Source organism: Mycobacterium sp. TY814 (assembly GCF_030755175.1).
GTDB lineage: Bacteria > Actinomycetota > Actinomycetes > Mycobacteriales > Mycobacteriaceae > Mycobacterium.
This window is the reverse complement of sequence record NZ_JAUFRY010000001.1, coordinates 2,179,159-2,200,067: the sequence shown is the minus strand read 5'-3', so window position 1 is coordinate 2,200,067 and position 20,909 is coordinate 2,179,159. Positions and strand designations below refer to the sequence as shown.

The following is a 20,909-nucleotide window of genomic DNA, read 5'->3' as shown; positions in this document are numbered from 1 at the left end:
GGTGTCAAGCCTGCTGGCGACGTCTCATCGCCAGCCCGGCCACCACGGCGAACGCGACGGCTGCGCACGTGGCCAGCAGGTAGATGCCGTAGCGCTGGAATGCGGCATAGAGCGTCTCGATGTGGTTGCCGGCCAGATATCCGGCGAGCACCCAGACGGCCACCCACACCGCGGAGCCCAGCGCGTTGTAGGCCAGGTAGCGGCGCCAATTCATCCGTGCCAGTCCCGCGGCTATGCCGCTGGCCTGGCGGAGTCCGTCGACGAAGCGCCCGAGGGAGACCACCAGATGGCCGCGCCTGGCGAAGAAGCGCTCCGCCTTGGCCAGCCGATCCGGCGTGAGCAGCACATACGGACCGAACCGCAGCACCAGCTCACGGCCACCGTAGCGGCCGATGGCATAGCCGGCGTTGTCCCCGCCCATCGCCGCGAGCAGCCCTGCGACCAGTACCGGGACCAGGGTCAGATGGCCGCTGGCCGCGTAGATACCACCCGCGATGAGGATCAGCTGGCCTGGAAGCGGTATTCCGATCCCTTCCAGCCCCACCAGAACCCCGATCGCCGCGTACCCGTACCTGTCGAGGCTGGGGGCAAGCGTGTCGAAGATTCCCGGCAGTTGCGCGGACATGGGTTCCAGGGTGCCCGATGCTGCTTGCAGCTAGACGTTGTAACCGTCACAGCTACGTGTCGGTTGCCAGCATCCGCCACAGGAATGAGTAGCTCAGCGCCGACTTGAACGCGAGTTGCTCGTTGTCGGCGGCGCCGCCGTGTCCACCCTCGATGTTCTCGTAGTACCAGACCCGGTGGCCGGTGGCCTCGAGGGCGGCGGTCATCTTGCGGGCGTGGCCGGGATGCACCCGGTCGTCGCGGGTGGATGTGGTCAGCAGGATCGGCGGATACTTCCGGTCCGCCGAAATGTTCTGGTACGGCGAGTATTCGGAGATGAACGCCCAATCTTCCGGGTTGTCCGGGTCGCCGTATTCGGCCACCCAGGAGGCGCCGGCCAGCAGCAGGTGGTAGCGCTTCATGTCCAGCAGGGGCACGCTGCAGACCAGCGCGCCGAACTTCTCCGGGTACGTGGTCAACATGATTCCCATCAGCAGGCCGCCGTTGCTGCCGCCCTGGGCGCCGAGTTGGCCGACCGTGGTGATGCCGCGCCGGACCAGATCGTCGGCGACAGCCACGAAGTCTTCGGCCACCTTGTGCCGCCCTTCGCGCATCGCCTGGGTGTGCCAGCCCGGTCCATACTCCCCGCCCCCGCGGATGTTGGCCAGCACGTAGGTACCGCCGCGGGCCAGCCACAGCCGGCCCAGCACCCCGCTGTAGCCGGGAGTAAGCGAGGTCTCGAAGCCGCCGTAGCCGTAGAGCAGGGTGGGGGTCGGTCCCGTGGTGTCTGCGGGGCGGACCACGAAGTACGGGACCGAGGTGCCGTCCTGCGACGTGACGAAATGCTGTTCGACTGAAAGGTTTTCAGCGTCGAAGAAGGACGGCGCCGACTTGATCGGCTCGAGGCCGTCGGTGCCGGTGCCGCGCAACAGCCGAGACGGGGCGGTGAATCCGCTGGAGTCCAGGAAGAACTCGTCGCCGGTGTCGTCGGCGGCCGTGATCACGGTGTTCGTCGACTCGGGCAAACCCGACAGCGGCTCGCGCTGCCAGGTTCCCGGAATGACGATCTCCACCCGGCTGGCCACGTCGGCCAGCGTGACGAGCAGCAGCCGGTCCCTCGTCCAGGCGTGGTAGTAGAGGCAGGTGTGTTCATCGGGCTCGAACACCACCGTGAGATCTCTTGCGCCGCTGATGAATTCGTCGTAGTTGGCGGCCAGGAGGGAACCGGCGCGATAGGTCGTGTCATTGACGGTCCAGTCGGTGCGCAGCTCGACCAGCAACCACTCGCGGTGCACCGACATGCTGCTGGCGTCCGTCGGCACGTCGATGGAGATGAGTTCGGTGCCGCGCAACTCGTAGCGCTGGCGATTCCAGAAGTCCAGGGAGCGGCCGATGAAGGTACGTTCGAAGCCCGGCGTGCGGTCTTTCGAGCCGCCCGCGCTGACGTCAGTGGGCTCGCCCTCGAAAATCGTCTCCGCCTCGGCCAGTGGCGTGCCGCGCCGCCACCGCTTGAGGATTCGCGGATAACCGGATTCGGTCATCGAGCCCGGGCCGAAGTCGGTGCCCACCAGGACGGTGTCCGGGTCGTCCCACCCGATCTGTGACTTGGCCTCCGGCAACTCGAACCCGCCGGCAACGAATTCCCTTGTCACCATGTCGAATTCGCGCACAACGACGGCATCCGAGCCGCCCGGCGAAAGGCTGACCAGGGCTCGGGTGAGCTCGGGTTCGATCACCTCAGCGCCGGCCCACACCCAGTTCCGGTTGTCCGCACGGCCCAACTCGTCGACGTCGATCACCACATCCCACTCGGGCGAGTCGGTGCGGTAGCTCTCCAGCGTGGTGCGCCGCCACAGGCCGCGGGGGTTCTTGGCATCGCGCCAGAAGTCGTACAGGTAGTCCCCCCGCCGGCGCACGTAAGGGATCCGGGCGTCGGTGTCGAGCACCTCCAGCGCCTCGGTGCGCATCGTCTCGAACTCGGCGTCGCAGAACTCCTTTTTGGTCGGCTCGTTGCGGGCGCGCACCCAATCCAGTGCCTCCTCTCCGGTGACGTCTTCGAGCCAGAGGTAGGGGTCGTCGGCAGTCTCAGATGGCATGGAAGCCATTCTGGCCCAGCGGTAGTGTGAGCTGTATTACATGAACTAACGAGGAGCCGAACAGATGCCTGTCTTTGCACGTCCGGGGACTTCCGGGGCGCTGATGTCGTATGAGTCGCGGTACGGGAACTTCATCGGCGGCGAGTGGGTCGCGCCCGCCGCGGGCCGCTACTTCGAGAACCCGTCGCCGGTGACCGGCCAGCCGTTCTGCGAAATTCCGCGGTCCGACGAAACCGACATCGAGAAGGCGCTGGATGCCGCACACGGTGCGGCACCGGCCTGGGGCAAGACATCGCCAGCCGAACGGGCCGCGATTCTGAACAAGATCGCCGACCGTATCGAGGCGAACACCGCCGCGCTCGCGGTGGCCGAAGTATGGGACAACGGCAAGCCCATCCGCGAGGCGCTGGCCGCCGACATTCCGTTGGCCGCCGACCATTTCCGGTACTTCGCGGCCGCCATCCGGGCCCAGGAGGGCGCCCTGTCGCAGATCGACGACGACACCGTCGCCTACCACTTCCACGAACCGCTCGGCGTCGTCGGGCAGATCATCCCCTGGAACTTCCCGATCCTGATGGGCGCGTGGAAACTGGCACCGGCGCTGGCGGCCGGCAACGCGATCGTGCTGAAGCCAGCCGAACAGACCCCGGCCTCGATCCTGTACCTGATGTCGCTGATCGGTGACCTGCTGCCGCCGGGAGTGCTCAACGTCGTCAACGGCTTCGGTGCCGAGGCCGGTAAACCGCTGGCCTCGAGCAACCGGATCGCCAAGGTCGCCTTCACCGGGGAGACCACCACCGGGCGACTCATCATGCAGTACGCCTCGCAGAATCTGATCCCGGTCACCCTGGAACTCGGCGGCAAAAGCCCGAACATCTTCTTCTCCGACGTGATGGCCGCCGGCGACGACTTCCAGGACAAGGCGCTGGAAGGCTTCACCATGTTCGCCCTCAACCAGGGCGAAGTCTGCACCTGCCCGTCGCGCAGCCTGGTGCAGTCCGATATCCACGACGAGTTTTTGGAGTTGGCCGCGATCCGGACCAAGGCCGTCCGGCAGGGTGACCCGCTCGACTCCGAGACCATGCTGGGATCCCAGGCGTCCAACGACCAGTTGGAGAAGATCCTGTCCTACATCGAGATCGGCAAAGGCGAAGGCGCCAAGATCATCACCGGCGGCGAGCGTGCCGAACTGGGCGGCGACCTGTCCGGCGGCTTCTACATGCAGCCGACGATCTTCAGCGGCAACAACAAGATGCGGATCTTCCAGGAAGAGATCTTCGGACCGGTAGTGGCGGTAACCCCGTTCGACAGCTACGACGACGCGATCGGGATCGCCAACGACACCCTCTACGGTCTGGGGGCGGGTGTGTGGAGCCGCAACGGCAACACCGCCTACCGGGCCGGGCGCGACATCAAGGCCGGGCGGGTCTGGGTGAACTGCTATCACGTGTACCCGCCGCACTCGGCATTCGGCGGTTACAAGCAGTCCGGCTTCGGGCGCGAAGGTCACCTGATGGCGCTCGAGCACTACCAGCAGACCAAGAACATGCTGGTGTCCTACTCCGAGAAGGCGCAGGGCTTCTTCTGATGATCCCGGGGGCGCTCATCACCGCCTCCGCCGCCGAACTGCTGGAGCGTTTGCAGGACCGGCACGGACCGGTGATGTTCCACCAGTCCGGTGGCTGCTGCGACGGGTCGTCGCCGATGTGTTACCCGCGCGGGGACTTCCTGGTGGGCGACCGCGACGTCCTGCTGGGCGTTCTCGACGTCGGCGCCGAAGGCGTTCCCGTATGGATCTCCGGCCCGCAGTACGAGACCTGGAAGCACACCCAACTGGTCATCGATGTGGTGCCCGGCCGCGGCGGCGGCTTCAGCCTGGAAGCGCCGGAGGGGATGCGATTCCTCAGCCGCGGCCGGGTCTTCACCGAGACCGAAAGTGCGGAGCTGCAAGCGCAACCGGTGATCACGGGCGCGGCCTACGAGCGTGGCGAAAGGCCGTCGATACGAGGCCATCTTGTGACCGACAACTCGCCGGGGACGTGCCCAGCGCCGCCTCGGTAGTTCAGTAAGGTCGTCTACCGTGATCCCCCTTCCGCGCGCGTGGCTGCTGGCCAGCGCCATGCTGGCGGGCAGTGCGGTGGGGCAGCTGCTGGCGGTGGCGTCGAGCCTGCTGATACACGCCCGGGTGCGGCCGGACATCGCCATTGCGCTGGTGGTCGGGGTCCCGGCCCTGGTCGGACTGTCGGTGATCCTGTTCTCCGGGCGTCGATGGGTGACCATGCTCGGCGCGGCCATCCTGGCGCTGGGACCCGGCTGGCTGGGCATGCTCGTCGCCATGCAGGTGGTCTCCCATGGCTGAGAAGAAGACCGAGCAGGACCGCGAGTCCAGCCCGGGCACCGAACCTTTCGTGCCCGATTTCGACTCCGGCGAACTGCCGGTCGCTCCCAGGTACGACGCCGGTGAACCGTCCGTGCCGTTCGTTCCGGATTTCGACACCGACTCCCAACCGTTTCTGCCGCTGGCCGGCCTCGAAGAGGAGCCGGTCAAGAATGCCGGACCGGCGCCCGTCGAGGAGGAGCCGAAGCCGGTGACGCCGGCCGCGGTGGCTCAGCCGGACGCCGGGCCGGATGCGCTGGCCGAGGCGCCCGGGCCGATCGCCGTTCCCGGCCGCTACCTCTACCTGAAATGGTGGAAGCTGGTCCTGGTGCTGTTCGGGGTGTGGTTCTTCGCGGCGGTCTTCGGGCTCAGCCTGTTCTACTGGTGGTACCACACCATCGACAAGACGCCACCGGTGTTCGCGACGTTCGTGTACGTGCTGGCTTGCGCGGTGGCCGGCCCGGTTCTGGCGATGGTGCAATCCAAGCCCCTGGTCGCCGCTCTGGCCGTCGCTGTGATGTCGGCGCCGTTCGCCTCCGTCGCTGCCGCGGCACCCTTGTACGGGTCGTACTACTGCGAGCGGGTGACCACGCCGTGTGTGATGGGCGTAGTGCCCGAATAATTGGGCGATTAGGGTTAGGGCCGTGACCCACTATGACGTCGTCGTTCTCGGAGCAGGTCCCGGCGGATACGTAGCAGCCATTCGTGCCGCACAGCTCGGGTTGAACACCGCAATCATCGAACCGAAGTATTGGGGCGGCGTCTGCCTCAACGTCGGTTGCATCCCGTCGAAGGCGTTGCTGCGCAACGCCGAGCTCGCCCACATCTTCACCAAGGAAGCCAAAGCCTTCGGCATCAGCGGAGAGGCGACCTTCGACTTCGGGGTGGCGTTCGACCGCAGCCGCAAGGTGGCCGACGGCCGGGTGGCCGGTGTGCACTACCTGATGAAGAAGAACAAGATCACCGAGATCCACGGGTACGGCAGGTTCACCGATGCCAACACGATTTCGGTCGAGCTGAACGACGGCGGGACCGAAGAGGTCACGTTCGACAACGCCATCATCGCCACCGGTAGCAGCACTCGCCTGGTTCCGGGCACGTCGCTGTCGGAAAACGTGGTGACCTACGAGAAGCTGATCATGACCCGCGAGCTTCCGAAGTCGGTGATCATCGCCGGCGCCGGCGCCATCGGCATGGAATTCGGGTACGTGATGAAGAACTACGGCGTCGACGTCACCATCGTCGAGTTCCTGCCCCGGGCGCTGCCCAACGAGGACGCCGACTCCTCCAAGGAGATCGAGAAGGCGTTCAAGAAACTGGGCATCAAGATCCTCACCGGCACCAAGGTGGAATCCATCACTGACAATGGTTCCGAGGTCACCGTGTCGGTGAGCAAGGACGGCAAGAGTGAGGACCTCAAAGCCGAGAAAGTGTTGCAGGCCATCGGCTTTGCGCCCAACGTCGAGGGCTACGGGCTGGACAAAGCCGGAGTGGGGCTCACCGACCGCAAGGCGATCGGCATCACCGATTACATGCAGACTTCCGTGCCGCACATCTACGCCATCGGCGATGTCACAGGCAAGCTGATGCTGGCCCACGTCGCCGAGGCGATGGGTGTCGTGGCGGCTGAAACCATCGCCGGCGCAGAGACTTTGGCGCTGGGGGACTACCGGATGTTGCCGCGCGCCACGTTCTGTCAGCCCAATGTCGCCAGCTTCGGCCTCACCGAGGAGCAGGCTCGCGACGAAGGCTACGACGTGGTGGTGGCCAAGTTCCCGTTCACCGCCAACGCCAAGGCGCACGGTGTCGGCGACCCGAGCGGCTTCGTCAAGCTGATCGCCGACGCCAAGTACGGGGAGCTCATCGGTGGGCACCTGGTGGGTCACGACGTCTCCGAGCTGCTGCCGGAGCTCACGCTGGCGCAGAAGTGGGACCTGACCGCCAACGAACTGGCCCGCAATGTGCACACGCATCCGACCATGTCCGAGGCGCTGCAGGAGTGCTTCCACGGACTGATCGGGCACATGATCAATTTCTAGAACTCGCGATCGCGGGTGAGCGTGGGTGGCGGGTCGTCCTTTCGGCCGCGGCCTGCGCGGATTCGTGGTGTCCCCAAGCGCAGCGCAGCATTCGGTAGCCAACGGCTTTCTATGAATACGCCCAGGGAGTACCCGCGGCTCATTGACGAAGAATTTTTCGTAATCTACCTTTCGTGTTAGGTGGGGCGGTGCGGGTGCGTCGGCGAGGAAACTCGCCGTCGCTGGCTGCCTCGTCCGCTCCGCCGCTCCAACAACCTGAGGGCCGAAACACATGAGGTTCAACATTTTTCCCGCGTCAATCGCTCTACTCTTCGGGTTGGGGCTGGGCGCGGCACCACAGGCCGCGGCCGAGAATCCGACGATGAACGGTGTCTACCACTACGCCGACGAGGACGGAGACTCGGGCACGTGGACGATCACCACCACCTGCAGCCCCGCCTGCGTCGCCCATGTGACCACCGGGTCGGGCCGCAGCTTCGACGCCCGGCTGGAGAACGGCCGCTATGTCAGCAACCGGATCATCATGGACGGCCTGGAATGCCCTTCCTACTTCATCGGTGAACTCGTACTCGGCGGCCGCAGTCATCCGGTGAACGTCACGCAATGGTGGGACCCGGCCACGCTCACCGGCGAAGTGGACTTCGCCCACCCCTCATCGGTGGCGCCCTGCACCCTCGATGACCACCACGACAGGTTCACCCTCACCCCGATCGGCTGACCGCAGACCTTCCGCGGCGGCCGCTCACCGCGGCGGGAGATACCATCGCCAGGTGTTCATGTCCCGCAATGAGGAGCCGCGGCACAGTGCGGTCGTGGTCGGCGCGATCGGGGGATTGCTCGTCGGCTACGTCCTCTGGCTGGCTGCGATCACCATCGGCGACGATCTCACGACGGTCGGCACATGGAGCCTGGCGGTGCTGGTGGTGTCGGGTGCAATCGCGGTCGGCGCGGTGATCTGCGGCTTGCTGATGCGCTGGCGTCGCCGATACGGATGGTCTGCGTTCGCCTTCGGTGTTCCGGTGCTTCCCGTGGCGCTGACCCTGGCCGTGCTGGCCAACCTGTATCTCTGACGCTACCGCGGGTTGTCCAGCGGAATCCTCAGTGCGGTGATCGTTGCGGCCAGCCCGTCGTACTGCGTGGCGAGCATGCAGAATTCGATCAGCCGGGCGCGGTTGAGGTGAGCCGCCAGTTGCCGCCAGGTCTCCTCGGAGATGGTGCGGTCCTTGATCAGCTCGTCGGTCGCGTTCAACAGCGCCTGCTGGCGGGCGCTGAGCACCTTGCGGGGCCCGTCTCCCGGTGGTGCCTCGGGCCAGGCGAAGATGGTGGCCTGCGTCTGGGCGTCCAACCCCGCTTTGCGTGCCATCCCGCGATGATGCTGCAGTTCGTATTCGCAGGACCGCAGATGGCCGACCCGCAGAATGACCAGCTCGGTGTCGATGGTCGGCAACCGTCCCCGCATCAGGCGCCCGGAATAGATCGCCCACGTCCAGAACAGGCCCTGGCGGGAACCGAGCGTGGTGAACAGATGCATCTCGGGTGCGCCCACCTTGCGCGCGGCGAGCTTCGCGACCACCCAGTTGATCGGACCCAGCTGGCGGAACCGGCCGGGTGGGATGCGGGCGACCTGATTGCCGGTCATGCTTGCTTGACCAGGTAGGGGGAGACGGTGCTGCGGTGCTCGTCGATATCGAGCGCACGGCCCAGCGCCGGGAACGCCCGCTGCGGACAGTTGTCGCGTTCGCACACCCGGCAACCCGCGCCGATCGGCGTAGCAATCATTTTCAGGTCCCCAGACAAGCTCAGCCCCTCTGAGTAGACGAGTCGGTGCGCATGACGAAGTTCGCAGCCGAGCCCGATCGCGAAGGTTTTTCCGGGCTGACCATACCGGGCCGCGCGCCGTTCGACGGTACGGGCCACCCACATGTAATTGCGCCCGTCCGGCATCTGAGCGATCTGCACCAGGATCTTGCCGGGGTTGGCGAAGGTCTCGTAGACGTTCCACAACGGGCAGGTGCCGCCGGTGGAGGAGAAGTGAAACCCGGTGGCGGACTGACGCTTTGACATGTTGCCGGCGCGGTCGACCCGGACGAATGACAGCGGTACGCCGCGCATCGAGGGGCGTTGCAACGTGGAAAGCCGGTGCGCGATGGTCTCGTAGCTGATCTGGTAGAAGGCCGACAGCCGTTCGACGTCGTAGCGGAAATTCTCGGCGACGTCGTGGAACTGGCGGTAGGGCAGCACCGCGGCGGCGGCGAAGTAGTTCGCCAGCCCCAGCCGGGCCAGCGTCCGCGACTCGTCGCTGGTGAATTTGCCGTCGGTGACCATGGTGTCGATCAGGTCGCCGTATTCGAGGTAGGCCAGCTCGGCCGCCATCTTGAACACCTGCTGCCCGGAGGCAAGGTGATTGCTCATCTCCAGCGTCTTGGTCGCAGGGTCGTAGCGGTGCAGCACCGTGTCGCCGAGATCGATGCGCCTGGTGATGTGGACTCCGTGAACCTCGGTGAGCCGGCGGGTCAGTTCCCGCGCCAGATCCCCGTGGTGCATCCGCATCTTGACGGTGAGTTCCTCGGCCGCGGTGTCCAGCTCATGCAGGTAATTCTGGCGTTCGTAGAAGTAGTCGCGCACCTCTTCGTGGGGCATCGTGATCGACCCGCTCCCGCTGCTGCCGTCGAAGTAGCGCTCCTCAGTGGCGGCAGCCAGTTGGGCGGTGGTGATCCGGTAGCGCCGGTGCAGGTTGACCATCGCGCGAGCCAGGCTCGGGTGGGTGTTGACCATCTCGGCGATCTCGGTCGGGTCCACCTCGATGTCCAGGTCGCGGTCCATGGTCACCTCGCGCAGCTCGGCGACCAGGCGGGTGTCGTCCTGGGAGGCGAAGAAGGTGGCATCCACCCCGAACACCTCGGTGATCCGCAGCAGCACCGCCACGGTCAGGGGGCGGACGTCGTGCTCGATCTGGTTGAGATAACTGGGTGAGATGTCGAGCATCTGAGCCAACGCGGCCTGGCTGAATCCGCGTTCGCTGCGAAGCTGGCGCACGCGCGCGCCGACGAACGTTTTAGACACTCTGACCAGCGTAGTCGTGGTTGCGAAGACTTGCTTTGCAGACTTGGCAGGCGGCTCGACACCGGTATGGCCACCGGTGATGCGATTGGTCTTTAGCAGGCGTCGTTGGCATGATTCGCTTCGAAGTCCCCAGGGTTAACCTGGTTTTCGCACGAGGAGGAAACGGGGAGCAGCGCCGTGAGCCTGGACAAAAAGTTGATGCCGGTGCCCGACGGTAGCCCCGATGTCTTCGATCGCGAGTGGCCGCTGCGCGTCGGTGACATCGACCGAACCGGGCGGTTGCGGTTAGACGCGGCATGCCGGCACATCCAGGACATCGGGCAGGACCAGCTGCGTGAGATGGGCTTCGAGGAGACCCATCCGCTCTGGATCGTGCGGCGAACGATGGTGGACCTGATCCGCCCCATCGAGTTCCAGGACATGCTGCGCTGCCGGCGCTGGTGTTCGGGCACCTCTAACCGGTGGTGCGAGATGCGGGTCCGCATCGACGGACGCAAAGGCGGGCTGATCGAGTCCGAGGCGTTCTGGATCCACGTGAACAAGGAAACCGAGATGCCGGCGCGCATCGCCGACGACTTCCTCGCCGGTCTGCACAAGACCACCACGGTAGAGCGGCTGCGCTGGAAGGGTTACCTCAAGCCCGGTGGCCGCGATGACGCAACCGAGATCCACGAGTTCCCCGTGCGGGTGACCGACATCGACCTGTTCGACCACATGAACAACTCGGTCTACTGGAGCGTGGTCGAGGACTACCTGGCCTCCCACCCCGAGCTGATGACACTGCCCCTGCGCGTGACCATCGAGCACGAGGCGCCCGTCGCGCTGGGCGACAAGCTGGAGATCATCTCGCACGTGCACCCCGCCGGTTCGACCGACCAGTTCGGTTCCGAGCTCGCGGACCGGACTGTTACAACGCTCACATATGCGGTCGGCGACGAGACCAAAGCCGTCGCCGCGCTGTTCACTCTTTAACCGGACAAGCGTCCCGGTAAATTGCCGATGACCTGCAGGTTTCGGTTACCGGCCGGTAGCTTCTGAACCGGTTCAGTAGTTCGCCAGCTTCGCAACCTTCGCAAAATGACCACAGGTCATAGCCAAAATTCGCAAGTGAAATGGGTGGACCAGCGGGAATGCACTGTGCCATGGTCGAGTTAGCACATCAGTGAAGTCGAGGCGAAGTTAAACCTCTAGCTTCGATCCGCACCGCGGTGGCTTGCTTCATCGCAAGACCCATCGCAAGCAAATTTCAGTCAAAGAATGACCGTAAGGAGCAGCCCCATGTCCGAAGTCGGCACCCCGAAGAGCGCTGAGCAGATCCAGCACGACTGGGACCACAACCCCCGCTGGAAGGGCGTCAAGCGCACCTACACCCCGCAGGACGTCGTGGCGCTGCAGGGTCACGTCGTCGAGGAGCACACCCTCGCCCGCCGCGGCGCCGAGGTGCTCTGGGAGCAGCTGCACGAGATGGACTTCGTCAACGCGCTGGGCGCGCTGACCGGCAACATGGCCGTCCAGCAGGTCCGCGCCGGCCTGAAGGCGATCTACCTGTCGGGTTGGCAGGTCGCCGGTGACGCCAACCTCTCCGGCCACACCTACCCCGACCAGAGCCTCTACCCCGCCAACTCGGTGCCGCAGGTCGTGCGTCGCATCAACAACGCACTGCTTCGCGCCGACGAGATCGCCAAGGTCGAGGGCGACCGTTCGGTGGACAACTGGCTGGCTCCGATCGTCGCCGACGGTGAGGCCGGCTTCGGTGGCGCGCTGAACGTCTACGAGCTGCAGAAAGCGATGATCGCCGCCGGTGTCGCGGGTTCGCACTGGGAAGACCAGCTGGCCTCGGAGAAGAAGTGTGGCCACCTGGGCGGCAAGGTGCTGATCCCCACCCAGCAGCACATCCGCACCCTGACCTCGGCCCGTCTGGCGGCTGACGTCGCTGGCGTTCCCACGGTCGTCATCGCGCGCACCGACGCCGAGGCCGCCACGCTGATCACCTCCGACGTCGACGAGCGGGACCGCCCGTTCATCACCGGCGAGCGCACCAACGAAGGCTTCTACCGCATCAAGAACGGTCTGGAGCCCTGCATCGCCCGCGCCAAGGCCTACGCACCCTTCTCCGACCTGATCTGGATGGAGACCGGTACCCCGGACCTGGAGCTGGCCAAGAAGTTCGCCGAGGGCGTCAAGAGCGAGTTCCCCGACCAGCTGCTGGCCTACAACTGCTCGCCGTCGTTCAACTGGAAGAAGCACCTCGACGACGACACGATCGCCAAGTTCCAGAAGGAGCTCGGTGCGATGGGCTTCAAGTTCCAGTTCATCACGCTGGCCGGCTTCCACGCCCTGAACTACTCGATGTTCGATCTGGCCCACGGCTACGCCCGCAAGCAGATGAGCGCGTACGTCGAGCTGCAGGAGCGCGAGTTCGCTGCCGAGGAGCGCGGCTACACCGCCACCAAGCACCAGCGCGAGGTGGGCGCCGGTTACTTCGACCGGATCGCCACGACCGTCGACCCGACTTCGTCGACGACGGCTCTGGCCGGCTCGACCGAAGAGGGCCAGTTTCACTGATCTGATTCCTTCGTCGAGCAGGCGCAAACTCGCACTTCTGCAGCCCATTTGATGCGAGCTTGCGTCTGCTCGCGACAGACGATTGAGTACAGTAGGCCCCGCCCAGGCAACCTGGGCGGGGCCTATTCCGGTGCAACCACAGACTCGGGAGAGACAACAGTGAGCGATGCAGCTATCCAGCGAGTGGGTGTGATCGGGGCTGGGCAGATGGGGTCCGGTATTGCCGAGGTATCGGTACGGGCGGGCGTCGCCGTGACGGTCTTCGAGACCACCGACGCGTTGATCACCGCGGGCCGCAATCGCATCATGAAATCGCTGGAGCGCGGCGTCAGCGCCGGCAAAGTCACCGAGCGGGAGCGCGACCGCGCGCTGAGCCTGTTGACCTTCACCACCGATCTCGCCGACCTGGCCGACCGGCAGCTGGTGATCGAGGCCATCGTCGAAGACGAGACGGTGAAAGCTCAGGTGTTTGCCGAGTTGGACCGCGTGGTCACCGACCCGCAGGCCGTGCTGGCGTCGAACACCTCCAGCATCCCGATCATGAAGATTGCTGCCGCCACCAAAAATCCCCAGCGCGTATTGGGATTGCACTTCTTCAATCCCGTGCCCGTGCTGCCGTTGGTCGAGTTGGTCAGCACGCTAGTCACCGACAAAGATGCTGCCGCGCGCACCGAGGAGTTTGCCAGTGCAGTACTGGGCAAGCAGGTTGTGCGTTGCTCGGACCGATCCGGTTTCGTGGTGAACGCCCTGCTGGTGCCCTATCTGCTCTCGGCGATCCGGATGGTCGAGGCCGGCTTTGCGACGGTTGAAGACGTCGACAAGGCGGTGGTGGCCGGGTTGTCGCACCCGATGGGGCCGCTGAAGCTGTCCGACCTGGTGGGACTGGACACGCTGAAGCTGATCGCGGACAAGATGTACGACGAGTTCAAAGAGCCGCTGTACGGACCGCCGCCACTGTTGCAGCGGATGGTCGAGGCGGGCCTGCTGGGCAAAAAGTCTGGTAGAGGCTTCTACACATACTGAGAATGCGCGGCGGGCAATATCCGTTGCACGAAAGTACGGCAGTCGTACTGTGAATGAGGTATCCTCTCGGCTACAGACGAGAGGGTATTAGCGGAGCATGGGCGATTTGCAGCCGTTTTATGAAGAATCACAATCTATCTACGACGTTTCCGATGAGTTTTTCGCGTTATTTCTAGATCCAACAATGGCGTACACCTGCGCTTACTTCGAGCGGGAAGATATGACCCTCGAGGAGGCGTCCAACGCCAAGTTCGACCTCGCGTTGGGGAAGCTGAACCTCGAACCCGGCATGACAGTGCTCGATATCGGCTGTGGCTGGGGCGGTGCGCTGCAACGCGCGGTCGAGAAGTTTGATGTCAACGTCATCGGTATTACGTTGAGCCGCAACCAGTTTGAGTACAGCAAGAAGCGGCTGGCCAAGATCCCCACCAATCGGACCATCGAGGTCCGCCTGCAAGGGTGGGAAGAGTTCGACGACAACGTCGACCGCATCGTAACCATTGGCGCCTTCGAGGCCTTCAAGGCAGAGCGCTACGCGACGTTCTTCGAGCGTGCTCACAGCATTCTCCCCGCCGACGGGCGGATGCTGTTGCACACGATTTTGGCGTACACGCAGAAGCAGCAGCATGAGCGTGGTGTCAAGGTGACGATGACTGATCTGCGTTTTATGCGTTTCATAGGAAAGGAAATTTTCCCGGGCGGACAGTTGCCGGCCCAGGAAGATATTCATAAGTTGGCGAAGCTGGTGGGATTTTCGGTGGAGAGAGTCCATTTGCTAGGCGAGCACTACGAGCGGACCCTGCACATCTGGGCCGAGAATTTGGCGGCCAAGAAGGACGAAGCGATCGCGTTGCAGTCCGAAGAGATCTACGACAAATACATGCACTATCTGACGGGCTGTGAAGACTTCTTCCGTCGGGGCATCTGCAACGTGGGACAGTTCACGCTGGTCAAGTGATGCCGGCGCCGGGGTCGCCGCGAGTCCTGCTCCGCGGAGACCCCGTGCGGGCTACTTCGCCAGAGTGAACTGGCAGATGTCGGTGTAACCCTCGTGGAACAACTTGGCGCACCCGGTCAAGTACTTCATGTAGCGGTCGTAGACCTTCTCCGACTGGATCGCGATGGCCAGATCCTTCTTGGCCTCGAGGGCGGCTGCCCAGATCTCCAGCGTCCGCGCGTAGTGCTGCTGCAGGGACTGGATGCGCTTCATCGAGAACCCCGCCGCTGCGGACTGCTCCTCGACCACCGGAACAGTGGGCAGGTAACCGCCGGGGAAGATCTCGGCCAGGATGAACTGGCTGAAATGCACGATCTCATGCGTCAGTGGCAGGCCCTTGGCCCTGGCTTCCTTGAATGTGGGCCGCACGATCGTGTGCAGCAACATGATGCCGTCGCTCGGGAGCGCCTCGTAGGCCATCTTGAAGAAGCGCGGGTAACGCTGACGGCCGAAGTGCTCGAATGCGCCGATCGAGACAATGCGGTCGACGGGCTCGTGGAACTTTTCCCACCCCTCGAGCAGTACCTGCCGGGTGCGGGGCGTGTCCATCTCGTCGAACTTCTTTTGGACGTGGGCGGCCTGGTTCTCCGAGAGCGTCAGCCCGATCACGTTCACGTCGTACTTCTCGATAGCACGTCGCATCGTGGCACCCCAGCCACAGCCGATGTCCAGCAGCGTCATCCCGGGTTCCAGGTTGAGCTTGCCCAACGCTAGGTCGATCTTGGCGAGCTGAGCCTCTTCCAGCGTCATGTCTTCGCGCTCGAAGTACGCGCAGCTGTACGTCTGGGTGGGGTCCAGGAAGAGGCGGAAGAACTCATCGGACAGGTCGTAGTGCGCCTGCACGTTGCCGAAATGGGGCGTTAGCTGCACGGCCATTGCGATGTCAGCCTTTCTGTTTGTCGGGGTGCTCCCGGACAAAAATCGATCAGTCGGATCTGCAGCGCCCCCGATGCATTCTCTGAATGCTAACCGCTGCCGAGGGGTGCGCTTGCACTCCTTACGTCACACCTGGGTCGGCTAAGGCCCGCACAGGAGTGCGGTCACCCCTGTTTCAGCTGCTCCCACGCGGGCACGCTCGGGGACGGGTGCGGTTGTGCGCGGAACTTCTCCAGCGACCCGCCTGCCTCGACGATTCCGCACAGCGCGCTCCAGCTCAGCATCGTCAGATAGTCGATCAACTCGTCGCTGCTCATCCGCGGATCCGACATCCAGGAATGTGTGGCCAACTGCACACCGCCGACGATCAGGTATGCCCACGGTTCGACGCCGCCCACGTCCATGCCGGCCTCGCGCATGCGGCGGCGCAGCATCACCGCGATCATGCGGGCGATGATCCGTTCCGAATCGGCGATCACCTTGCTTTTGCTGCCCGAACTGTTGGCCATCACGAAGCCGTACGGCTCCGGCTCGGCGGCCATGGTTTCGACGTACACCCGGATCACTTCACGGGTCAGTTCGTAGCCGTCCAGACTCGACGACAGCGCCGCGGCCATGTTGGGAATCAGGGTGGTTTGCGCAAAGCGCATCATCACCGCGGTCGTGAGGTCGTTCTTGTCGACGAAGTAGCGATAGAGCACGGTCTTCGAGACCCCGATCTCCGCCGCGATCTCATCCATGCTCAAAAAGCGGCTCTGCCGGCGAATCGCCTCGATCGTGCCGTCGACCAGCTCGTTGCGGCGGTCCACCTTGTGCTGGTGCCAGCGTCGCTTGCGGCCATCGGTCTTATCAGTCCGAGCCGGGATGTGTTGTGCCAATGTCGCCGATTCCCATTCACTACCTGGACGCATCGATACTACGGCTTGCGGGCGCCCGGATGCCCGAGCGACCGGACTGCGTGAGGCTTCCGAACAGTGTGGGTAACACTAACCGGTGGTTTCGATAGCGGATGATGGTCTGGTGGCACACAGAGCCTTGCCGGCAGCGGCACCCCCGGCTCCGCCGCCGGGGCCGGGAATGGGCGGCGGGCGGGGGAATCGGACATCCTTTGCGGAGTCATTCGCCGGCGCCGATTCCGAGGCGGACGCGCAGCGGCGCGCGGCGCTGCGCCGGATGAAGGCGGTGGCGCTGAGTTTTCTGATCGGCGCCACCGTGGTGTTCCTGGTGTGCCGGTGGGCCAATGCGCACGGCACCGCGCCGGTGTGGGTCGGTTACGTCGGCGCTGCGGCGGAGGCGGGCATGGTGGGCGCCCTGGCGGACTGGTTCGCGGTGACCGCGCTGTTCAAGCATCCGCTGGGGATTCCGATCCCGCACACTGCCATCATCAAGCGCAAGAAGGACCAGCTCGGCGAGGGCCTGGGCACCTTCGTGCGGGAGAACTTCCTCTCGGCGGAGGTGGTCGAGACCAAGCTGCGCGACGCCCAGGTGCCCAGTCGGCTGGGCAAATGGCTCTGCGAGCCTGCGCATGCGCAACGGGTGGCCGGCGAGGTGTCGACCGTGCTGCGCGTGCTGGTCGAGCTGCTGCGGGACGAAGACGTCCAGCAGGTGATCGACCGGATGATCGTGCGCCGCATCGCCGAGCCACAGTGGGGTCCGCCGGTGGGCCGGGTATTGCAGACGCTGCTGGTCGAGAATCGTCAGGAAGCCCTGATCCAGTTGCTGGCCGACCGTGCGTTCCAGTGGTCTCTGAATGCCGGGGTGGTGATTCAGCGGGTCGTCGAGCGTGACTCGCCGACCTGGTCACCGCGCTTTGTCGACCACCTGGTGGGCGATCGGATCCATCGCGAGCTGATGGACTTCACCGACAAGGTGCGGCGTAACCCCGACCACGAACTGCGTCGATCAGCTACGCGCTTCCTGTTCGAATTCGCCGACGACCTGCAGAACGACAGCGACACGATCGCGCGCGCCGACGCCGTCAAAGAGCAATTGATGGCCCGCGACGAGGTGGCGCGAGCCGCCGAGACGGCATGGACCACCCTCAAGCGATTGGTGCTCGAGGGCGTCGACGACCCGTCCAGCACGTTGCGCACCCGGATCGCCGACACGGTGATCCGCATCGGGGCCTCGTTGCGGGATGACGCGGGGCTCCGCGACAAGGTCGACGGGTGGATGGTTCGGGCCGCTCAGCACCTCGTTTCGCAATATGGGGTGGAGATCACAGCGATCATCACCGAGACGATCGAGCGCTGGGACGCGCAGGAAGCAAGCCGCCGAATCGAACTGCATGTGGGCCGTGACCTGCAATTTATCCGGATCAACGGGACTGTGGTGGGCGCGCTCGCCGGTCTGGCCATCTATGCCATCGCGCAGCTGCTCTTCTGAAAAGTGCTAACAGACTGCTTGCAATAGCAAGCACTCCTCCGTACCCTGGTGGGCGTAAGCAAACAAAATCTGACGCAGGAGTAACCGATGACGCCGGAGGAGAAGCTGGGCACCAAGGTGTCCACAAAAGCCTCTGACGTGGCCTCCGACATCGGCAGCTTCATCCGGTCGCAGCGTGAGACCGCTCAGGTCTCGATGCGGCAGCTTGCCGAAAGGTCGGGTGTCAGCAACCCTTATCTGAGCCAGGTCGAGCGTGGGCTGCGCAAGCCGTCGGCCGACGTTCTGGCCCAGATCGCCAAAGCGCTGCGGGTTTCGGCTGAGGTTCTCTATGTACGGGCCGGGATTCTCGAGCCCAGCGAGACGAGTCAGGTGCGGGACGCCATCGTCACCGACACAGCTATCACCGAGCGTCAGAAGCAGGTTCTGCTGGATATCTACGCGTCCTTCACGCAGCAGAACGAGGCGAATCGTGAGGAGTGTCCGAGCGAATCCGACGACGACTGACAGTGATCTGGATGACACGGAAGTCATCGGTCCCGACCGACCCGACCACCAGGAGGTTTCCGGCAAGTCGCGCACCAGTGTCAATCCGCGGGTCTTGACATTTCCTGCCCAGAGGAGCCGAACTTGCCCCAATTTTCAACCATTTAGCACTAACCCCGATATCGAAATCAAAGAAAGGAAACATCATGGCTGAGAACACGAACATTGAGGACCTGAAAGCGCCGCTGCTGGCCGCGCTCGGTGCCGCCGACCTGGCCCTGGCCACCGTCAACGACCTGATCGCGACTCTGCGCGACCGCGCCGAGGAGACCCGCACCACGCTGCGTGAGCGCGCCGAGGAGACCCGTACCGACACCCGCAGCCGCGTTGAGGAGAGCCGTGCTCGCCTGACCAAGCTGCAGGAGGACCTGCCCGAGCAGCTGACCGAGCTGCGCGAGCGTTTCACCGCTGACGAGCTGCGCAAGGCTGCGGAAGGTTACGTCGAGGCTGCCACCAGCCGGTACAACGAGCTGGTCGAGCGCGGCGAGGCTGCTCTCGAGCGGCTGCGCAGCCAGTCGGCCTTCGAGGACGCTTCGGCTCGTGCCGAGGGCTACGTCGACCAGGCCGTGGAGCTGACTCAGGAGGCGCTGGGCACCGTTGCGACGCAGACCCGCGCCGTCGGTGAGCGTGCCGCCAAGCTGGTCGGCATCGAGCTGCCGAAGAAGGCGGAGGCTCCGGCCAAGAAGGCCGCCCCGGCCAAGAAGGCTGCTCCGGCCAAGAAGGCTGCTCCGGCCAAGAAGGCTCCGGCCAAGAAGGCTCCGGCCAAGAAGGTCACCCAGAAGTAAGTCCGGGTAACCGGCTCAGAGAAACACCACTCGACTCCAAGTCGCCGCAGGATCGGGCGGCTTGGACCAGAGAAACACCACTCGACTCCAAGTCGCCGCTGGTCGGCGACTTGGAGTCGACGTTTTTGCGGCGGCCCGCATAGTCTTATGAGCGTGCAAGCCGTAGGTACCGTGATGTTCGTTCTGTGGGTCGCCGTCGCCGTGGTGACGGTGTACGCGTTTGTACACGCCGCGTTGCAGCGCTCAGACGCATATACCGCCGCCGACAAGCAGACCAAGCCCCTGTGGCTGGTGATCCTCGGAAGCGCGATCGCGCTGATCACCATCCTGTACGGCATTTTCGGTGTGATGGCCATCGCGGCGGCCGCGGTCGCCACGGGCGTGTACCTGGTCGACGTGCGTCCCAAGCTTCTCGAAGTGCAGGGCAAGTCGCGCTAGCGGATGAAGGTCGTGCTGGTGGCGCCGGCGGCGGCGCTCATTTCGCTGCTGGGCGCTGCGCCCGCACAGGCCGAACCCGGCACGGGGGGCCCGGCGGGCGCGTCGTATGCGCCACCTTTCGTGGATCACACCCAATGGGCCGACTGGGGCGGGCATTCCAGCCTGCGGGTCTATCCGACGCCCGCGGGGCGCGCTACGGCCCGGATGTGGGGAACCACCGGCGCCTATCCGGACGCCGCTGACGAGGCCTGGTCCGAGGTGCTGGCGCGATCACCTGACGCCGACACACCGGGCATGCGCGCGCAGTTCGTCTGCCACTGGCAGTTCGCCGAGATCGCGCAGCCCGGCAAAACCAGCTGGAACCTCGAACCCTGGCGCCCGGTCGTCGACGACGCCGAGATGGTCGCGTCCCGCTGTAATCCGGGTGCCGCGGAGGAGCCCTTCTGATGAGCGGCCCACTGACCCGTGACCAGCTCGCCGCACTGGTCGATCACACCCTGCTCAAACCGGAGGCCACCGACGCCGACGTAGCCGCTCTGGTTGCCGAAGGCGCCGACCTCGGCGTCTACGCCGTGTGCGTCTCCCCGTCGATGGTGCCGGTCGCCGTCGGGCGGGGTGTCCGGGTTGCCGCGGTAGCCGGCTTTCCGTCCGGTAAGCATCTGTCCACGATCAAGGCTCAGGAGGCGGCCGCGGCGGTGGCTGCCGGTGCCGTCGAGATCGACATGGTCATCGACGTCGGGGCGGCACTGGCCGGCCGATTCGACGCGGTACGCGCCGACGTCGCCGCGGTACGCGCCGCCGCAACCGGCGCCGTGCTGAAAGTGATCGTCGAGTCCGCGGCGCTGCTTGCCTTCGCCGGCGACGACACCCTGGCTGCGGTCTGCCGGGTGTCCGAGGAAGCCGGCGCCGACTTCGTCAAGACCTCAACCGGGTTTCATCCCTCCGGCGGCGCATCGGTGCACGCCGTCGAGGTGATGGCCGCGACGGTGGGCGGTCGGTTGGGCGTCAAGGCCAGCGGCGGCATCCGTACCGCCGCCGACGCGCTCGCCATGGTGGACGCCGGAGCGACCCGGTTGGGTCTGTCCGGTACCCGGGCCGTACTGGACGGCCTGGGTTAAC

The 20,909-nt window shown here is 64.9% G+C and carries 23 protein-coding genes; 17 read left to right on the top strand and 6 right to left on the bottom strand.

What is annotated here, in order from left to right; genetic code table 11:
• Positions 1–4: 4 nt before the first annotated feature.
• Together QXH22_RS09750 and QXH22_RS09745 are read right to left on the bottom strand one after the other, a co-directional pair.
• Positions 5–625 carry a DedA family protein gene (locus tag QXH22_RS09750; RefSeq protein WP_306242623.1) on the bottom strand — a complete coding sequence of 207 codons (621 nt, stop codon included), beginning with the start codon at positions 623–625 and terminating at the stop codon, positions 5–7.
• 52 nt (positions 626–677) lie between these two features.
• On the bottom strand, positions 678–2,708 hold the full coding sequence (locus tag QXH22_RS09745) for a prolyl oligopeptidase family protein (RefSeq protein WP_306275456.1): 2,031 nt from the start codon (positions 2,706–2,708) through the stop codon (positions 678–680).
• A 55-nt stretch (positions 2,709–2,763) separates the two neighbouring features.
• Here QXH22_RS09745 and QXH22_RS09740 point away from each other — a divergent pair, with 55 nt between their 5' ends.
• The 7 genes from QXH22_RS09740 to QXH22_RS09710 all read left to right on the top strand — a co-directional run bounded on the left by QXH22_RS09740 (position 2,764) and on the right by QXH22_RS09710 (position 8,185).
• The gene (locus tag QXH22_RS09740) at positions 2,764–4,287 is read left to right on the top strand and encodes an aldehyde dehydrogenase family protein (RefSeq protein WP_306242620.1); all 1,524 of its coding nucleotides are present in this window, start codon (positions 2,764–2,766) and stop codon (positions 4,285–4,287) included.
• A complete protein-coding gene (locus tag QXH22_RS09735; RefSeq protein WP_306275455.1) occupies positions 4,287–4,760 on the top strand; it encodes a DUF779 domain-containing protein in 474 nt (157 codons plus the stop codon). The genes QXH22_RS09740 and QXH22_RS09735 overlap by 1 nt, the downstream gene beginning before the upstream one ends.
• 19 nt (positions 4,761–4,779) lie before the next feature.
• On the top strand, positions 4,780–5,058 hold the full coding sequence (locus QXH22_RS09730) for a putative holin (protein ID WP_306242616.1): 279 nt from the start codon (positions 4,780–4,782) through the stop codon (positions 5,056–5,058).
• Complete coding sequence (locus QXH22_RS09725) at positions 5,051–5,698, top strand: hypothetical protein (RefSeq protein WP_306275454.1); 648 nt, start codon at positions 5,051–5,053, stop codon at positions 5,696–5,698. The genes QXH22_RS09730 and QXH22_RS09725 overlap by 8 nt, the downstream gene beginning before the upstream one ends.
• Positions 5,699–5,720: 22 nt before the next feature.
• On the top strand, positions 5,721–7,115 hold the full coding sequence (gene lpdA / locus QXH22_RS09720; protein WP_306275453.1) for a dihydrolipoyl dehydrogenase: 1,395 nt from the start codon (positions 5,721–5,723) through the stop codon (positions 7,113–7,115).
• Positions 7,116–7,386: 271 nt separating this feature from the next.
• Positions 7,387–7,833 (top strand): hypothetical protein, encoded by a 447-nt coding sequence (locus tag QXH22_RS09715; protein ID WP_306242610.1) that lies wholly within the window; start codon positions 7,387–7,389, stop codon positions 7,831–7,833.
• A gap of 58 nt (positions 7,834–7,891) precedes the next feature.
• Positions 7,892–8,185, top strand: coding sequence for a hypothetical protein (locus QXH22_RS09710; protein ID WP_306244457.1), 294 nt, complete (start codon positions 7,892–7,894; stop codon positions 8,183–8,185).
• 2 nt (positions 8,186–8,187) lie between these two features.
• On the opposite strand, the gene QXH22_RS09705 is transcribed toward QXH22_RS09710, so the two are convergent.
• Together QXH22_RS09705 and ramB are read right to left on the bottom strand one after the other, a co-directional pair.
• Entirely contained in the window at positions 8,188–8,754 is a 567-nt protein-coding gene (locus tag QXH22_RS09705) for a carboxymuconolactone decarboxylase family protein (RefSeq protein ID WP_306242608.1), read from the bottom strand.
• Entirely contained in the window at positions 8,751–10,178 is a 1,428-nt protein-coding gene (gene ramB, locus QXH22_RS09700; protein WP_306242606.1) for an acetate metabolism transcriptional regulator RamB, read from the bottom strand. The genes QXH22_RS09705 and ramB overlap by 4 nt, the downstream gene beginning before the upstream one ends.
• A 177-nt stretch (positions 10,179–10,355) precedes the next feature.
• On the opposite strand from ramB, the gene QXH22_RS09695 reads away from it, so the two are divergent.
• The 4 genes from QXH22_RS09695 (at position 10,356) to QXH22_RS09680 (ending at position 14,724) form a co-directional block, all read left to right on the top strand.
• A complete protein-coding gene (locus QXH22_RS09695; RefSeq protein ID WP_306242605.1) occupies positions 10,356–11,150 on the top strand; it encodes an acyl-[acyl-carrier-protein] thioesterase in 795 nt (264 codons plus the stop codon).
• Between the two features lie 306 nt (positions 11,151–11,456).
• Positions 11,457–12,743 carry an isocitrate lyase gene (gene aceA, locus QXH22_RS09690; protein ID WP_306242604.1) on the top strand — a complete coding sequence of 429 codons (1,287 nt, stop codon included), beginning with the start codon at positions 11,457–11,459 and terminating at the stop codon, positions 12,741–12,743.
• Between the two features lie 159 nt (positions 12,744–12,902).
• A complete protein-coding gene (locus QXH22_RS09685) occupies positions 12,903–13,766 on the top strand; it encodes a 3-hydroxybutyryl-CoA dehydrogenase (protein ID WP_306242602.1) in 864 nt (287 codons plus the stop codon).
• Positions 13,767–13,863: 97 nt separating this feature from the next.
• On the top strand, positions 13,864–14,724 hold the full coding sequence (locus QXH22_RS09680) for a cyclopropane mycolic acid synthase family methyltransferase (RefSeq protein ID WP_306242600.1): 861 nt from the start codon (positions 13,864–13,866) through the stop codon (positions 14,722–14,724).
• A 51-nt stretch (positions 14,725–14,775) separates the two neighbouring features.
• Here QXH22_RS09680 and pcaA read toward each other — a convergent pair whose 3' ends face one another.
• On the bottom strand, positions 14,776–15,639 hold the full coding sequence (gene pcaA / locus QXH22_RS09675) for a cyclopropane mycolic acid synthase PcaA (protein ID WP_306242598.1): 864 nt from the start codon (positions 15,637–15,639) through the stop codon (positions 14,776–14,778).
• Between the two features lie 164 nt (positions 15,640–15,803).
• Positions 15,804–16,517 carry a TetR/AcrR family transcriptional regulator gene (locus QXH22_RS09670; protein WP_306244455.1) on the bottom strand — a complete coding sequence of 238 codons (714 nt, stop codon included), beginning with the start codon at positions 16,515–16,517 and terminating at the stop codon, positions 15,804–15,806.
• 199 nt (positions 16,518–16,716) lie between these two features.
• Between QXH22_RS09670 and QXH22_RS09665 the strand changes: the two genes are divergently transcribed.
• The 6 genes from QXH22_RS09665 (at position 16,717) to deoC (ending at position 20,908) form a co-directional block, all read left to right on the top strand.
• Positions 16,717–18,024, top strand: a complete 1,308-nt coding sequence (locus QXH22_RS09665; protein WP_306244454.1) for a DUF445 domain-containing protein — start codon at positions 16,717–16,719, stop codon at positions 18,022–18,024.
• A gap of 87 nt (positions 18,025–18,111) precedes the next feature.
• Complete coding sequence (locus QXH22_RS09660) at positions 18,112–18,528, top strand: helix-turn-helix domain-containing protein (protein ID WP_306242596.1); 417 nt, start codon at positions 18,112–18,114, stop codon at positions 18,526–18,528.
• Positions 18,529–18,713: 185 nt separating this feature from the next.
• Entirely contained in the window at positions 18,714–19,352 is a 639-nt protein-coding gene (gene hbhA / locus QXH22_RS09655) for a heparin-binding hemagglutinin HbhA (protein ID WP_306242594.1), read from the top strand.
• 147 nt (positions 19,353–19,499) lie between these two features.
• Positions 19,500–19,790 (top strand): DUF2516 family protein, encoded by a 291-nt coding sequence (locus QXH22_RS09650; protein ID WP_306242593.1) that lies wholly within the window; start codon positions 19,500–19,502, stop codon positions 19,788–19,790.
• A gap of 3 nt (positions 19,791–19,793) precedes the next feature.
• The gene (locus QXH22_RS09645; protein WP_306242591.1) at positions 19,794–20,237 is read left to right on the top strand and encodes a DUF2599 domain-containing protein; all 444 of its coding nucleotides are present in this window, start codon (positions 19,794–19,796) and stop codon (positions 20,235–20,237) included.
• The gene (deoC, locus tag QXH22_RS09640; RefSeq protein ID WP_306242590.1) at positions 20,237–20,908 is read left to right on the top strand and encodes a deoxyribose-phosphate aldolase; all 672 of its coding nucleotides are present in this window, start codon (positions 20,237–20,239) and stop codon (positions 20,906–20,908) included. The genes QXH22_RS09645 and deoC overlap by 1 nt, the downstream gene beginning before the upstream one ends.
• Position 20,909 lies beyond the last annotated feature (1 nt).